The sequence below is a fragment of the Ureibacillus sp. FSL E2-3493 genome (assembly GCF_038077515.1).
Classification (GTDB): Bacteria; Bacillota; Bacilli; order Bacillales_A; family Planococcaceae; genus Ureibacillus; species Ureibacillus halotolerans.
Genome location: NZ_JBBOPK010000001.1, coordinates 331,399 through 347,064 on the forward strand (window position 1 = coordinate 331,399; position 15,666 = coordinate 347,064).

Below are 15,666 nucleotides of genomic sequence, written 5' to 3' on the forward strand. Positions count from 1 at the left end.
AAGTTTTATTTTATAACCCATCAATTAAACACTTACTTTTTCATTAGTTTGTTTTATGTTTATTCCCGGTAGCCTTAATAGACAACTAATATTTGTTTCAGGTTGGAAATCTTCTCTTACAAAACTTCGCTGACTTGCAGTAAAAAATACTTCTTTCTTTGCTCTTGTTACTGCAACATAAAACACACTAAGTTCTTCTAAAAATTCTACTTCATTGTTTTCATTTACACTAAATATACAATAATCACCAAATATACAATTATTACGATTGCACAATCCGTTATAATTTGGAAATTGATTTTTTTCCATGTCAGGCAAAATAACATAATCCCATTCTAATCCTTTTGCTCCATGTACAGTGGTAACAATAACATTATCATCTAAAATATCAAGGTTTTGTCTTAATGACTTGTTCATCAATGTATCCATAATTATTCTGTATTTATCAGAATTTTGAAGACCCTTAAACTCATTTACAATTTTTTCTAGGAAAGCATGTAAAAGCTTAAATAATGAATTATTCATTGCATCAGAAACATTGTTATATTCTTTTTTTATTTCGTTTAAATAAAATTCAATATTTTTCTTTGAAAGACTTCTATTCTCCTCTATAAATATTGAGTAAAACTTATTCAAGCAAGTTTCATGAAATCTAATATACCGCTGATCTTCATCTGTAAATAATCCAAAAAAGAATTTTATATCGTTATATTTTAATGCTTCTAAAATCAAATTGATGTTGGGTCCGCGTTGTTTCACTAGTATTGCTATTTTACATTTGATATTCTTTGATTGTAATTCTCTAATTTGATTAACAATACCAAAAGCTTCATCTATTTGATTCTTATATAATTTGAAATTGACATTAGCGTCTTTTTTTATTGATGGATTAATTGGTTTCTTTGCATTTTCTCTAATATTTTTTTCAAGCAATAACATTTCATCATTATTTTCAAATCTATAGTTTTTTTCCAGTGCTATGTATTCCATATCGAACAGCTCTAATGTTAAATCTATAAGATTAGGTATAGCTCCTATGAACCCATAGATTCTTTGTAACGAATCTCCTAAAAAAACTAACTTACTTTCTTTATTAATTAATAACTGAATAAACGTCCAATTTAGAATGTTTGTGTCCTGAAATTCATCAATTATTATTATCGGAAAAAACTTAGTATAAAAACTTCTAATATTTTTATATTTATTTAACAACTCTATTGTCAAGGTTATAATTGAATTGTAAGATATAACCCCTTTTTCAATATACTTCGTTTTTATTATATTGTTATATTGTAGATAATTTTCTTTAATGTATTTTTCTTTATATTCCTTCGAAGCAATTGAAATATCCTTTACTAATTTTTTCTCATCTTCTAATAAGTTTATATTAAATTTATTTAGATTATTTTCACTAGAATCATCTATATTTATTAACTGGTCTATATTTTTAAGTTCCTTGCTTAATAAATATCCATATTTTTTTAATATTCGTCTACATAAACCATGAAAGTTAGAAACATATACTTTTCCCTCAATATCAGATGTTTTCAGATTCTCATTATTCGCTAAAAGTGTAGGTAAAATATTGACTACTTCATTTTTCATATTATATGCTGCATTTACGCTAAAAGTTAGAGCAAGAATTTTTTTATTGACTGGTACTTGCTTAGTTAAAATTAAATAAGCAATTTTACTTATAAGTGTTTTCGTCTTTCCATAGCCAGCTGGAGCCTCTACAATCAATCTATTTGCATCAGATAATATTACGTCTAGTTGTTTTTGGTCTCCATTATGAAGCTTTAATAATTTATCAATTATTAACTTATTATTCATATATTGACAACTCCATTGCTTTCTCTATCGCGTCCCTATATGTTTGGGGAATTTTTGTAACTGCCTCCGAAAGTAATCTTCCTTGTAAAATTGATTTATTTCCCCTAAGACTATTTAGAACGTCCGACTTCAATTCTTCTTTTAATCTCTCAAGATTTTGCCCATTATCAATCTTTTCTAGTTCTTTATAAACTGGTCTTTGTCTTGGATTTATATCAATTCCTAACTTTTTTGCTTGCCCCATAAAAAATAAATACTTCTTCGGATCGTCTGTATACTGTTCTTCTAAGTACCTAATGTAATCGGAAAAATTAAAATACATATATATATCTTCTTCGAAATCCTGCCCTTGAGTTATATATAGATTTTTTATATTTTTAAATTTGTCCCCCTCTTTTTTATCTCCATCAATTATAGAAACAGTTTCAATTCCAAATTTATTAAATAAATCAACAAGGGGTGGGATAGAATCTGCACTACCAGCAGAAATAACAGATATTTCGTAATCATCTAAGTCAATTTCCATTCTTTCTGCAAATACCTTTATAGCTAATAACTCACTGTCTCCTTCTACAAATATAACTGTTCTTGAGAAAAATGCCTCTTTAATATATTGCATATGCTTGTTTAGATGTTTTTCTAAATCATCATCCAATTCAATATCTACACCACTTGAAACTAAGACTTCCCCATTGGAATTTTTATAAATTCTAACAATATGTTTATAGTCATCTAATAATATATTTGGTGAATGGGTAACAACAAATAATTGACCTTTTATACTATTAATTCCAAACAAATCAGAAAGAAGATTGTTAAAATTTCTTTGTGAATTAGTAGTTATTCTATAAATATACTTTATTAATTTTCTTTGTAAGTGGGGATGTAGATGAATCTCTGGTTCATCCAATCCTAAAGTAATTGGAAGTGTTACCGTTCCATTACCATCAGTAATAATTGCATTTTCAAACGTTTTTTTTCGCCTTTTTATATTAAATATTCTTTCTAATATAGAAATAGGTACTAAGTTACTAAATTGTATACCATATCCTAGCTTATCTACAGGGAAATTTTCATCGTTTTTTAATATGATCAACCTTGATAATATTTCCTTGATCTCATTTCCTGTATCGGCTTTAATATCATTAGCTTCAAAAGTTTCAATTAGTTCCAATTTCGAATTAATATAATCTAACAATCCTGCCAAATAGGTATTATTAATTAAATCTTCAGGTTGAACTTTCTCATCATTTTTAGTATATAAATCTATCAAATGTGAAAGAAAACGCCCACTTCCGGTTTTAGTATTGAAATTTAATTCATTTGAGGGCTTTCTTAAAGAGTCATAATAAATAAAATTAAGTTTTTTTATTAATGAACTTGATATTACTGTTTCTGTCTCCGCGTGTATAAAAGTTATATTTTCATCTGGATTTTCCTGTAAAGCAATTATGTTAATTTGTCTTTCATTTGTAGGATCAAAAAGATCTTCAAATACTCCAATTTCATCTTCATCCAGAAATAAAGTTATCTTTATTTCTATTGATTTTTCAATATCATTGAAATCCTCATCTATAAAATTTCGTTTATTCACCAATGTATTTAATAGTTTTAGCAAATTAGACTTTCCAATGTTGTTAAGTCCAACAATAAAATTTACTTCTGAATGAAAGCTAAAACTTAGTCCATCCAACGACCTATAATTACTGATATCCAATCTTTTTATTTTCATCTATTACCATCTCCTTAATTTATATTTGTCAAGAACTAAATATAACATTAACGAATTGTAATATTTCTAGTATTTTGTTTCTTGAATATATTTTATCAAAATATTGCCTATAAATTGTTCATATAATGTGAATTATTCATGATATAAAAGACGATAATATTCTTGTTAGTACGATTTGTAGTTCAGACATGGAGGAAATGCCCAGTTGCATTTCTTCTTTTTTTATTTCAGTATAAATTTTCCACTATCCCCCTTTTATGAAACGGCTAATTGAAAAAGTTTTAATCGATCAGCTCGATTTAAAACCTAAAATGAAGGGGTTCCTACTTGCCGAAAGTAATAGAATTGTAGAAAAGGAGTAGACTCTCATGGAATCACACCAATATTATGAACCCAATAAATACTATGAAGATTTTATCGCGGTTTATAACAGGGTAAGTACAGCTCAGCAGGACATTCAAAAGCAGATTCTACTTGCTGAATCTTACATTAATAATAATCATATTGATCCACAAAAAGTGATTTGGTTAGAAGATGATAATGTTTCAGCGAATAAATTAGCAATGGAGGAGCGTTCAGGATTACAAAAACTCCGAATGCTAATACAGCAGAAAAAAGTAAAAACTGTCATCGTTTACAGTCGAGATCGTTTAGCTCGAAACTTCTATGAATACGTTGCAATAGTTAAAGAGTTTTATAAATACGGAATAAAGGTGGTTTTTACTTCAACGAAACAACCACCGTTTTCTCCTAAACTGTCGATTGAAGCACTATATGGGATTTTTGCACAAGTCGAGGGCCAGAATATTTCCGGTAGAAGAAAGGATACAATGAAACAATTTCCTTCTTCTATATTTGGATATAAACGGATTGGAAAAAGAAAGGATGTTAAGTATATCCCGAATTCAGAAGTAGTTAATGACTTGAAGTCTTTTTTCTATGAAGTGGCTGAAGCTAATGAAGCAGAAAAATGAACTTCTTACATTGATGGAAAGCGAAGATGTAATTGAAACGATTGAAAAGCTCAAAAAGGAATTACTTCAATTCCTAAATTTCGATGAATTAACTGGGGATATTCTTCATCGACTGACTAATCGAATCGAGGTAAAAGAGGACGGTACACCGATTATTCATTATCGATTTGCCACACCAAAAATTGAATAGAGAGAAACCTTATCTTGCCTCATTTTTTCATTTTTGTGTATTCAAAAAATAAATCTCCTATTCCACCCCCCTCAAACCCGCATTCCACCGTTCGAGTTAAAATAGAAATTTCCGACCGAACCCCCATTTTGACGAATTTCCGGATCAAAAATGACCGTTTTTTCCCGCTTTTTATCGCATTTTTTTCAACTTTTTTCGAGAGTTAAAATAGAATTTTCCGATATTGGAAAGCAGAATATTGGAGATAAGATAATGGAGAAAAGAGTTAAAAGCGGATTAACCCCCGAATATTGGACAGTATCTCACTAATTCGCGTAAAACCTTAGTTTTTCTATTCAGTTCATTAGCCATCATTACATTTGTATCCCTAGATTGCTTGACATGGAGCCTCTGCGGGCATCATTTCCCTGCCAGGGACCAGCTATTCACGAAGCTGGCAACGCCAAACAAGGCTATCATGCCCGCCTCTCCATATCAAGCTGGTGCTTATACACGAATTTCCTTAATCTTTATGGCCATGTGCTTGTTTTTTTCAAAAAACTCCATGGGTGCCATGTCTTGAATGCTTCCATGCATGCTAACTTCATTGTAAAATTTCATGAACTCTGAAACGACTTGGTGGACTTCTTCATATGTTTGAAACTCATATCTGCTTAGACAATCATCCTCTAAAATCCGATGAAACGACTCAATATGTGCGTTCATATTTGGAGTTTTAGGTGGAATTCTCTCGTGTTCGATTTCTAGCTTCTCACAGCCTTGTGTAAAGGCATGGGAAATAAACTGTGGACCATTGTCAGATCTTACCACAGGCTTTTCTTTTTGATCATATTGCTGTCGTTTCCATAGGGCTCTTTTTAAGGTCTCAAAGGCATTTTGTCCTGTGCAACTTGTACCAATGTGGTAATCGATGATACTTCGATCATAGACATCAATATAAGAAAGGACAAAGAAAAATCGTTGCTCCCCTTCAATATACCCGTATTTAATATCCGTTTCCCAAAGTTGGTTGGACCCTGTAATGACTCGATTCCTTGCCAGTCTCCTCGGTACAGAGGCTCTCTTTTGCCGCTGTGGACGCAGAATATTTAATTCTTTACATAGCCGATAAACTTTTTTCTTATTGATGACAAGTTTATGCTTTCGTCGGAGTTGTTTGGTCAATTTGCGGTAGCCATAAGCGTATCCATCACCAGCTACTTCTTCAAGTAGTCATTCTTTAATTTGTTCATCCGAGATCTTCTTGCCGTCCTTCGCGATTGAGTATCCTGGTGCTGGACGACCCTCACTTACTTGCTTTTCCTCAACACGATGGTTCTTACGGTAATAGTAGGTTGAGCGTTTTATTCCGATTATTTTCAGCACGGTTTTCTTGGGATAGCCTTTTGAAATCCAATCATCAGCTACTTCAAGTTTTTCAGTAAGTGAGGGTTTTTCTTTTTTATAAGATCACGCAAAATGGCAATTTCTAAATCTTTTTCGCCTAATAATCGTTTTAACTGATCGTTTTCTTGAGACAACTTTTTTGTTTCAAGAGGGGTAGAAACACCTTGAACGCCATCTTGATCGAATTTACCTTCTTTATATTCTTTCACCCAACGATTTACCATATTGGGGCTTAATTCATATCGACGTGCTACTAGAGCAGCATTACCCGTTTCGATTGATTCATTTGCCACTTGTATTTTGAATTCTTTTGAATATCTTGTACGTTTCATGATGTCAGCTCCTTTGATATGAATAGTATAAAATATCTAACTAGAGCTGTCCAAGTTCATTTTGGGGCTTAAGAGAAAGTTAAGATAAAAACATTGGATAAGTATTGAATTATTATTGGATGAGATGCTGGATAAACCCAGTAATACCAATGGGTTAAGAACAGAACTGTATTGAAAAGATATTGGAAAAAGCATAAAAAAACTCGGGCTCCCTATTGGAAAATACCCGAGAAATTATTGGATTTATATCGGAAATCGGAAGTTTATTTTTTAACTAAAACCGGCTCGGAATCGGAAGTTTATATTTTAACTCGGAAATTTATATTGTTGCGTTACATAGGAAGAATTAAGATAATTAGAAACAAAAATACATACTTTCCTCACAAATCACAGTAATTATCAACTATCTATTTTTGAAAATAGACATTATCAACATGCTTAGGAATAATATATTGCGAATTTCCCTCTATTATCCTTTGGCACGAGGAAAGGATTAACAAAGAAATCTGAGGTTTGGTCATCTGAATACCAAACAATTTATTACAGTTTAGTACATAAAATATTCCAATTTGTTATTTGTTGACAAAAATTTTAAATATTTAGTATTATATAAATCTATAATATTGCCCTGTTTTTTAAATTTAAATAAAGGGGGGAGATTTTCTAATATTTTTCAGTAACTCCAAGATTATTAAGTCTAATATTAGAAGGTATTGGAGGAAATGATTAAAAACATTAAGTATCTATTATTCCTCTTGCTAGTACTTTTTATTATCATACTGACTATTAGTGTAGTTAGAAATAACAGCATAGACATTGTTGGCAATGAGGTAAAAACTATTAAAAAACAGAAGATTGACAATTGGGCTATTAATCTTGTTGGATCGAATCCAACGATGGATACTGATCCTATAAAAATTGCAATCTTAGATAGTGGTATCAATAAGACGCACAAAGAATTTGAAGGCTTATCTTTCAAAGAATATAACTCAATTACTCCTGGCGAGAAAATTAAAGATGAATTCGGGCATGGTACTGCAGTAGCTGGAATTATTGCTGCGAAAGGAATTGAGACCACCGGTATTCTAAAGAACGTTATACTTTACGACGTAAAGGTACTTGATGAAAAAGGACGAGGGAAAATTGAAGATGTGATTGAAGGTATTGAATGGAGTATAGCACAAGAAGTTGACATTATTAATATTAGTTTCGGTTTTTCAAGCGACAAAGTGGAACTTAAATCCGCCATAGATAAAGCTATTGAACAGGGAATTATCATCACTGCGGCTGCAGGAAATACTCTTGGTCTAACGATAGATTATCCAGCTCAATATAATAATGTTCTATCCATCTCTTCTTTTGATGAAGAATTTAAACTTGATCCTTTTTCCGGTATAGGGAAAGTTGATTATTCTGCTCCAGGTGTTGAGATTGTATCTACAGATAACAAAGGTGAATACTCAACATTTTCAGGAACATCATTTGCTACGGCTTACGCAACTGGTGTCATTGCTTCAATTTTGAATGAAAGCGATTCAAATTATAATGCTAATACCATTAGAGAAAAACTCTCCCATTATGTTGTGAAACTAGGGGAAAAAGAACACTTTGGAGAAGGCTTTCTAACATTACAAAAAGAAAGGGTAGAGGAGATTTTAAATGAAAAAGAACTTGATTAAACTATTAGTTGCTACACTTTTGTTCAGTAGTATTGCTGGATTTGCTCCATCTGCATTTGCAGAAGAAACAGAAGTTCCCTCGAATCTAGAGAAAGTTTTAGAAAATGCAGAACAAATTGATGTGAATTTTAATGAAAAAGTTGAGGAAGTTTCAAGTACTGATGATACAACAGTATATGAAGTAACCGCAAATGAATTAGGACTTAACAATGACTCATTTGAAATGGTAGTAGAAGAATCCTCTAAACAAGAGATAACTGTAAACTCTGAGTTAGAAACAGGAGATTTGTCATTTGAATCCGAACTTTACATTAATATTGATACCGGTGAAATGTATGTTACCGAAGAACAAATATCCGAAACTGGAGAAGTGACAAAAACAACATACGACATGTTTTTCACAGAAATCGAAGGTGAAGATTTCATAGCATACTTAATTGATAGAAACTCTGGTGAGCTTTTTGAAATCAATACTATTGATGCCCAGGCTTCAGCTATTCCAGTTCTTGGTTTAATAATAAAACAAGGTGCGAAATGGGCTATTAAAAAGTATGGAAAGAAAGCATTGATTAGTGCCTTTGGAAAATACGCATTGAGTAATGCAATTAAAAACGTTGCTAAATTCACAGTAAAGAATAAGCACTTAAAAGGTGATAAAAGAAATTATGCTAAATTTAACACAAGTAGCCAATCTACTGCTAGAGGATGGGTTAAAGAAGCATTACAAAAAGCGAAAGTTTCTAGTTTTGATATAAATGATAGTGATAAGTTATCATTTAGATTCGATGTCAACTTAGGAAAAAAAGTTGGAACAAAAGGTGAAACAAAAATAAGAATAGTGATAGGATATGATGGTAAGATATGGACAGCATTTCCAGTAAAATAACTTTTGAATACAAATTTGTAAGTGATAAAGGAATTATTTCGAATAGAGATAAAAGTGATGTTCCTACCATATTAGCTGTAGAAGCTACACTTACAATAAAAATCAATAATGAATTATACTTTGAAACAGAACTTGCTATTTTAGAATTCTATAAAGCATTATACGAATGGAAAAACAGAGTCACAGATGAACATACTCCAGAATTCCATTATTATACGATTGAATATGACGATTATGAAGATGGTGCTATTCTGTCTTTAATTCCATTTTCAAATAAAGCAAGAGTGAAATCTATTTGGGCAGAGCAAGATTTGTACAATGTTTTTGATTTAGACTATATCGTAAGGGAATTTATTCAATTAGAGCAAAATCTAAAACGAGATATAGAAAATTACTTTGGAATCGAATTGAAAAAATTCATAAAACATATCCCTTTGATGAAAGGTCCTTATTCGGATGATTATTAGCAAATAAAAGAGAGACTTGAATTAAACAAGTCTCTCTTGCTCTTTTCAAGAAAATATTAATATTAATAGGTTCTATACTAATTGAAATGTTTAATACAGTACAGGAGTTAATCATCTCAAGAAGTAGAATTCGTCCTCAAGCAGAGGTTCATCTTTTTACGAATACCCTTTTCTGTGCAGATTGTGGCCGAGGGATGCATTTTAAAAAGAACCGTAAAGGATATGTATGCGGAAACTTTAACAAATATGGCAGCAAGGCATGTTCTGACCATTTTATTAAAGAAAGAGAGCTAGAAGAAATAATCCTGAATGATATAAAGAGTTTTGCACAGCGAATGGATTTAGATAACCTTATCGACCGAGTGATAAAGCAGTTAGAATCTGATACAAAAAATAATACAACCCGTTTAAGCCAAGTTGAACAGAAAATTGAAAAACTCAAAAAACAGAAAGTGCAGTTAACCTCATTGTTTGCCGATAACAGTATTGATATTGAAGAATACCGCTTAACAATTGAAGAAATCAATAAAAGAATTGATCAATTGATGCCCGATAAACTGAAATTAGAAAAATTTAAAGAACAATCCAAACGGGAACAAAAGAATATGAAACAACTAAAAAAAGAATTAAAAGAATATATACATTTCAATCAATTAACCCCTGAGATGCTTCACCGTTTGGTTGATCGAATCGAATAAAAGAAGACGGTTCACCGAAAATTTATTATCGGTTTGCAAATGATTTTTTAAATGAATAAAGGATATAGGAAAAGCCCGTTTCATTGATTTTCAAAAACGAGCTTTTCCAAATCGATAATTCATTATATTAATAAGACCCCTAATGAACCTTCTATAATTATTGGTAACATTGTATTCACAATCTCTTACTTCATCTACAAGATCTAAGTTTTTACTAAGTATTTCATTAAAATAATGTAAATATATTAGCTGTCGGACAGATTCAGAATACTCCCTTTCGGTTAAAATTTTTTCTATGTTTCCAAGTGTTGGAAAAAAAGGTACAGACGCTCCTGATCCAATTAAAAAGTTTATATTTTTTTCAGTTAACAATGTTTGTAGCTCTTTCACAATTTCATCAAAATTCAATACTATCACCCTTTTAAATGTTAAAAGTAAACTCTATAAATACATATTTTGCTCTAATAATTAGTTATATAGTAAGATTAGCTTTATTAAATAAGTAATCTTAAATCTTATTTATCTGTCTTATACCAAAGTCAAAAACTATATTTAGTTTCAATAAATAGATTTTAATGATTAAAAGGTAAATATTATACTTTACAAGGCAGATTATATTAAAAATCTTATATTTTTATTCTACAACATTTGTTAATTGTATCCAAATTTCAACAAATTTCGATTTAGGATAATAAATCCAACAGAATTTGGATAAAATTAATTCTGTTAGTGCGACTTGTAGTTCTGTCATGGAAGAAATTCCTCCAGCGCGTTTCTTCTTTTTAATTTCAGTATATTTTTATTTTCCCTCTTAAATTAAGAGATAACAAGTTGTAATGTTTGAATGACCATTATTGACCCACTATAGAAAGATTAAACTTTTCCATACATAAATTAACGGAAAGTGTTATAAATGGCTATACAAAAATTAACTAACTATAACAACACTTTAACCAAGTTAAAAAATCTAGAGACTAATATGGTTATTTCTAATAGTGCTTCAGGTAGCAGTGGCAATTTATCTTTACTCTCACTAGAGGATAAAAATCATAGAAAAGAATTAGGAAATGATTGGTTTACTATTTAATTCAGCAACCATTGCTATAACATAGTAAACAGAGAAATATTTAAACATCAAAATTAAACTGACTACTACTTACTATTTATTACGATTAAAAGAAAAACAATTAATGTGAAAAAATTAAAGGAGCATTCCTGTAATGAAGAAATTTGAGGTTTGATAAAAAAAAGTCCCCTTGGTATAGTACAGGGTGTCAATGCGCGTTGACCCCGAAATTAAATTAACCAAGGAGGACTCAAAATGAATTATACACAAAATCAAAAAATCTCTCAAATTACACCATCAACTCTTATTGTAGGTATTGATGTAGCGAAAGAAAAGCACGTAGCCCGTTTTCAAGATGATCGAGGCTTAGAATTTGGCAAGAGGTTGATCTTTGAAAATCGTATACACGGCTTTCAAACCTTATTAGATTGTGTCAAGCGTCTCCAAAAAGACAATCATAAGGATCACGTGATTTTTGGAATGGAGCCTACAGGTCATTATTGGCTAAATCTTGCCTATTTTCTTAAGGCAAAAGGATATGATGTAGTGCTAGTGAATCCTATGCACGTCAAAAAAAGCAAAGAACTGGATGATAATTCACCTACAAAAAACGATACAAAAGACGCTCGTGTCATTGCACAGTTAATCAAAGATGGGCGATACTCTGTACCGAACCTAATAGAGGGCGTATACGCTGAACTAAGAGAAGGCGTCAAATTACGAGATCAGCTCATCAAACAACTCATGATGATTGAAGGTCGAATTGAAAACGTCATTCAACGTTATTTTCCAGAGTTTTTCGATGTGTTTGGAGATTGGAAAGGGAAAGCCGCTTTTTACCTTGCGCATGTTTCCATTTCCTTCTGATATTCAAAAGTTGACACCAGAAGAAGTACTTCAAAAATGGAAACCGCATGTACAACGTGGGGTTGGGATAAAACGTGCAACCAAACTCGTAGAGGTAGCGAACAAGAGCGTTGGGATTGAGGTCGGAATCCAGTTCGCCAAAAGAGAATTGGATTGTCTATTGGATCAATATCAACTTTACAAGACACAGTTAGCACAACTAGATGAAGAACTAGAAGGTGTTGTTGAAAGCATACCAGGTGCGAAACAAATGACCAATATCCCGGGACTTAGTCACACTACCATTGCTTTGTTCTTTGCGGAAGTAGGAGATTTAACCAAGTACAATCATCCGCAACAATTAGTCAATCTGGCAGGGCTTTCTTTAAGAGAACACAGTTCAGGAAAGTATAAAGGGCAAACACGCATAACCAAAAGGGGTCGAAGACGTTTACGAAAAGCATTATACCTGGCCATTCGACCATTGGTTGCCCATAATCCTGTATTTAAAGCCTTGCATCATTACTATACCAATCGGCCAGACAGGCCGTTAAAAAAACAACAGTCTCTGATTGCCTTGTGTTGTAAATTATTACGTGTGTTATTTGCCATTGGTAAGAAACAGTGTGAGTTTGATGGATTAAAGCTATTAAAGGGATTACCTCAATTAAAAGCATTACAGGCTGCATAAAAGCTTTCAAACGACTTGTTATTTTGACAAACACCAATAGTGCAGAGTTGGAGTATATTTTCACCATTCGGGCATTAGACCCTGTAAAGGAGCATATCCAACCTCCACCTCATGGATACGCAGGACGAAGGAATGTGTGGATCTTAAAATCCAGTGATACATGGGAGGGTGAGCGACCATGAGAAGTGTGGAGACTTCTTGCACGGTCATACATGATATTACAGATATTGTAAATCTGTATTATAGGATGCACCTTACCATGTAAATATATTGAATAAATACAAGTAATATCCACTCATTTGAGGTGAAGAAGCTATTATGTGTTAGCGAAATTTAAAGAAAACGCGAGAATTTTGAAGAAAATTAAAGTTTATAGAGGGAGGTAAACGAGATGGAAGGATCAGAAAGAAAACTTTCACATAATAAAATACCATTACCCGAACATTTATATTGGAAATTCGCAACAATCATAGAGGTTATAGAAAGTTGGAGAGTCATCCATAATCTATTAAGTCGCGGACATCAACCAGAAACGATAAAAGCATTATATCCCACAATAGATGATGATTATTTTAAATTAATTACCGATTATTTTAAACAATACGGAGCTATTGATGTCGAAACAGTATTTAATTCCATTTTGACAGATTACCGTAAAAATGAACTTCGAATTATTTTGGAAAGAATGATTAGCCTTAATGATTTTACTTTTGAAGATATAAATTCTATTATTCCTGATAAATTTCAAAAAGATTTGCTTTCTCCTGATAAATGGTTATTGTAAAAAGTCAGAGTCAACTCTTTTAAGGATTTCATAGAGAATAGGGAATAGGAATAAGTAATTTTTTAATTCCCTCTTAAAATCCTTAATTCTGAAGCTATAATGATTTCTGATTAACCGATTTGTTCAAAAGTAACCATAATAAGCGAAAACCGCGGTTATATGATGCTATCTTTCAGTGATAGTATCATGTGCCGCGTTTTTTATTGGAGGGATATTCTATAAGTAAACAAGAAGGCTCTAAAATATTTGTTGGGGTACAGATAAAATTCAGAAAAAATAAACACGCAATCTCCTAATTTTGTTAGACTTTGTTTAGACCAATAAACAAAACAAAAGGGAGATGCGTGTAATTGAATTTTAACATGACTTTACCAGGATTAGAAGAGTTTATCATTACGAAATCATTGGAAAAAGACGGTTACTATGAACTTCATTTGGAGTTGGAGAGGAAAGCTCATCGTTGTCCGTGTTGTGGTCAATTAACCGAACGCGTACATGATTATCGAATTCAGAAGATCAAACATAATAGTATTTTTAGTAGAAGAACATTCCTATTCTATCGAAAACGTCGGTATGTTTGTGAAGTCAAAGATTGTAGGAAACGATTTTACGAAGATAATTCCTTAGTAGAGTGGTATCAAAGACAGTCCATAGAGTACAAACAGGCGTTGGCGATTGAAATCATCCATGGTAAAAATTTTAAGGATGTGGCTGATCGTTTTGACACTTCACCGACAACCGTAATGCGCCATTTTGATAAAATTAGTTCTTCTATGTTAACGGAGACTAAACAGTTACCAGAAGTCATCGCAATAGATGAATATAAAGGGGATGCAGGTGGTGAAAAGTATCAAACGGTCATTGCTGACCCTATTAATAGGAGACCATTAGATATTTTAAAAGATCGTAAAAAAGAAACGCTGGTAGCTTATTTAAGAAAACATGGAGATAACGTAAACGTTGTCGTTATGGATATGAGTCATTCTTTCAAAGCAGCTGTTGATCAAGCATTAGGACGCCCTGTTGTCGTAGCTGACCGATTTCATTTTTGTCGTTATATATACTGGGCTTTAGAAAAAGTGAGAAGGAAGGAACAGAAAGCCTTTGACGATTACCAACGTAAGAAATGTAAAAGAATGCGTCATGTCTTTTATAAGCACTATGAGGATTTAACCGAAAAGCAATTATGGTATTTAAATTACTTTTTAGAAAAGTCACCTGAATTAAAAAAGGCTTATGAATTGAAAGAGGCTTATCGATTATGGTTTGAAATAGCTAAACAATTAGCACCGAATAATTTAAAAGAAGTAAAAGAAAGATTATATAGCTATTATGATTTAGTAAAGTCTTCCGGATTAGTTGAATTTAAAAAGGCAATAGAAACCTTTCAAAATTGGCAGAAGGAGATTATGAATAGCTTTGCCTATAACTTGAATAATGGTTATGTCGAAGGCATTAATAACCAAACGAAGGTTATTAAAAGAAATGCGTTTGGGTTTAAACGATTTGATCGATTCAGATTAAAGGTGTTATTACACCATCAATATAAAAATATAGATGTTCGCATAAATTAGGAGTGAGCTAAATGCTCACCCCAACATTTGACTTAGAACCAACAAGAAAGCCAAAAGCAATTTTTCAAAAAGATTTTAGATAGCTGTGAAAAGGTTGGAATCTCTAAAACCGTCATTGAACGATTTATCTTGTTCTATGGAAAGGAGGTTCAAGATTACAATGTCAAACCTGCTCGATCTGCTGAAAGAGTTAGGGGTTCCCATTAAGACAAAAGTGTTCATTGAATCACCGAAACAAACAAATTACGAATATCAATTGCAAATGGATTTAGATTTGGATAAACAACATAAATAGTTTAAAACCTTTCCCTCCCGTCAATCCTTTTAATAAAGGCTTTGACGGGAGGTGTATTTATGTCTCGAAAAGATATAGTAAAAGTTTCATTTAATGAAGATTTACAAGAGGCATCTTATTATTTTATGAAACGGCTAATTGAAAAAGTTTTAATCGATCAGCTTGAATTACAACCAAAAATGAAGGGTTTCCTTCTTGAAGAAAGTAATAAAATTGTAGAAAAGGAGTAGACT

Annotated in this window: 15 protein-coding genes and 2 pseudogenes; 12 read left to right on the top strand and 5 right to left on the bottom strand. The window is 31.9% G+C overall.

Annotated features, from left to right (window positions below; translation table 11 throughout):
- Window positions 1-24: 24 nt before the first annotated feature.
- Both MHH69_RS01785 and MHH69_RS01790 read right to left on the bottom strand, forming a co-directional pair.
- Window positions 25-1,833: an ATP-dependent helicase gene (locus tag MHH69_RS01785; protein ID WP_341361593.1), complete on the bottom strand. Its 1,809-nt coding sequence runs from the start codon at window positions 1,831-1,833 to the stop codon at window positions 25-27.
- A complete protein-coding gene (locus tag MHH69_RS01790; protein ID WP_341361594.1) occupies window positions 1,826-3,565 on the bottom strand; it encodes an ATP-dependent nuclease in 1,740 nt (579 codons plus the stop codon). Before MHH69_RS01790 ends, MHH69_RS01785 begins: the two co-directional genes overlap by 8 nt.
- Window positions 3,566-3,933: 368 nt before the next feature.
- Between MHH69_RS01790 and MHH69_RS01795 the strand changes: the two genes are divergently transcribed.
- The gene (locus MHH69_RS01795) at window positions 3,934-4,539 is read left to right on the top strand and encodes a recombinase family protein (RefSeq protein ID WP_341361595.1); all 606 of its coding nucleotides are present in this window, start codon (window positions 3,934-3,936) and stop codon (window positions 4,537-4,539) included.
- Window positions 4,523-4,729 (top strand): hypothetical protein, encoded by a 207-nt coding sequence (locus MHH69_RS01800; RefSeq protein WP_341361596.1) that lies wholly within the window; start codon window positions 4,523-4,525, stop codon window positions 4,727-4,729. Before MHH69_RS01795 ends, MHH69_RS01800 begins: the two co-directional genes overlap by 17 nt.
- A 486-nt stretch (window positions 4,730-5,215) precedes the next feature.
- Here the strand turns inward: MHH69_RS01800 and MHH69_RS19290 are convergent.
- Both MHH69_RS19290 and MHH69_RS19295 read right to left on the bottom strand, forming a co-directional pair.
- Window positions 5,216-5,914, bottom strand: a pseudogene (locus tag MHH69_RS19290) (IS3 family transposase); the annotation flags it as partial.
- Window positions 5,915-6,132: 218 nt separating this feature from the next.
- Window positions 6,133-6,447, bottom strand: a complete 315-nt coding sequence (locus tag MHH69_RS19295; protein ID WP_044748962.1) for a transposase — start codon at window positions 6,445-6,447, stop codon at window positions 6,133-6,135.
- Window positions 6,448-7,169: 722 nt separating this feature from the next.
- Between MHH69_RS19295 and MHH69_RS01810 the strand changes: the two genes are divergently transcribed.
- The 4 genes from MHH69_RS01810 (at window position 7,170) to MHH69_RS01825 (ending at window position 10,177) form a co-directional block, all read left to right on the top strand.
- Window positions 7,170-8,126 (top strand): S8 family peptidase, encoded by a 957-nt coding sequence (locus MHH69_RS01810; RefSeq protein ID WP_341361597.1) that lies wholly within the window; start codon window positions 7,170-7,172, stop codon window positions 8,124-8,126.
- Window positions 8,107-9,012 (top strand): SAR2788 family putative toxin, encoded by a 906-nt coding sequence (locus MHH69_RS01815; RefSeq protein ID WP_341361598.1) that lies wholly within the window; start codon window positions 8,107-8,109, stop codon window positions 9,010-9,012. The genes MHH69_RS01810 and MHH69_RS01815 overlap by 20 nt, the downstream gene beginning before the upstream one ends.
- The gene (locus MHH69_RS01820; RefSeq protein ID WP_141603098.1) at window positions 8,988-9,479 is read left to right on the top strand and encodes a DUF7878 domain-containing protein; all 492 of its coding nucleotides are present in this window, start codon (window positions 8,988-8,990) and stop codon (window positions 9,477-9,479) included. Before MHH69_RS01815 ends, MHH69_RS01820 begins: the two co-directional genes overlap by 25 nt.
- An 86-nt stretch (window positions 9,480-9,565) precedes the next feature.
- Entirely contained in the window at window positions 9,566-10,177 is a 612-nt protein-coding gene (locus MHH69_RS01825; protein WP_141603099.1) for a recombinase zinc beta ribbon domain-containing protein, read from the top strand.
- A gap of 90 nt (window positions 10,178-10,267) precedes the next feature.
- Here MHH69_RS01825 and MHH69_RS01830 read toward each other — a convergent pair whose 3' ends face one another.
- Entirely contained in the window at window positions 10,268-10,585 is a 318-nt protein-coding gene (locus tag MHH69_RS01830) for a hypothetical protein (protein WP_341361599.1), read from the bottom strand.
- Window positions 10,586-11,090: 505 nt separating this feature from the next.
- On the opposite strand from MHH69_RS01830, the gene MHH69_RS01835 reads away from it, so the two are divergent.
- The 6 genes and pseudogenes from MHH69_RS01835 to MHH69_RS01860 all read left to right on the top strand — a co-directional run bounded on the left by MHH69_RS01835 (window position 11,091) and on the right by MHH69_RS01860 (window position 15,663).
- Window positions 11,091-11,264 (top strand): hypothetical protein, encoded by a 174-nt coding sequence (locus MHH69_RS01835; RefSeq protein WP_341361600.1) that lies wholly within the window; start codon window positions 11,091-11,093, stop codon window positions 11,262-11,264.
- Between the two features lie 234 nt (window positions 11,265-11,498).
- A pseudogene (locus MHH69_RS01840) lies at window positions 11,499-12,780 on the top strand (IS110 family transposase).
- Between the two features lie 391 nt (window positions 12,781-13,171).
- Window positions 13,172-13,564, top strand: coding sequence for a hypothetical protein (locus tag MHH69_RS01845; protein WP_341361601.1), 393 nt, complete (start codon window positions 13,172-13,174; stop codon window positions 13,562-13,564).
- 362 nt (window positions 13,565-13,926) lie between these two features.
- Window positions 13,927-15,138 (top strand): ISL3 family transposase, encoded by a 1,212-nt coding sequence (locus MHH69_RS01850; RefSeq protein ID WP_341362940.1) that lies wholly within the window; start codon window positions 13,927-13,929, stop codon window positions 15,136-15,138.
- A 160-nt stretch (window positions 15,139-15,298) separates the two neighbouring features.
- The gene (locus MHH69_RS01855) at window positions 15,299-15,433 is read left to right on the top strand and encodes a hypothetical protein (RefSeq protein WP_268235420.1); all 135 of its coding nucleotides are present in this window, start codon (window positions 15,299-15,301) and stop codon (window positions 15,431-15,433) included.
- Window positions 15,434-15,492: 59 nt separating this feature from the next.
- On the top strand, window positions 15,493-15,663 hold the full coding sequence (locus MHH69_RS01860) for a hypothetical protein (protein ID WP_341361602.1): 171 nt from the start codon (window positions 15,493-15,495) through the stop codon (window positions 15,661-15,663).
- The last annotated feature ends 3 nt before the right edge of the window (window positions 15,664-15,666 follow it).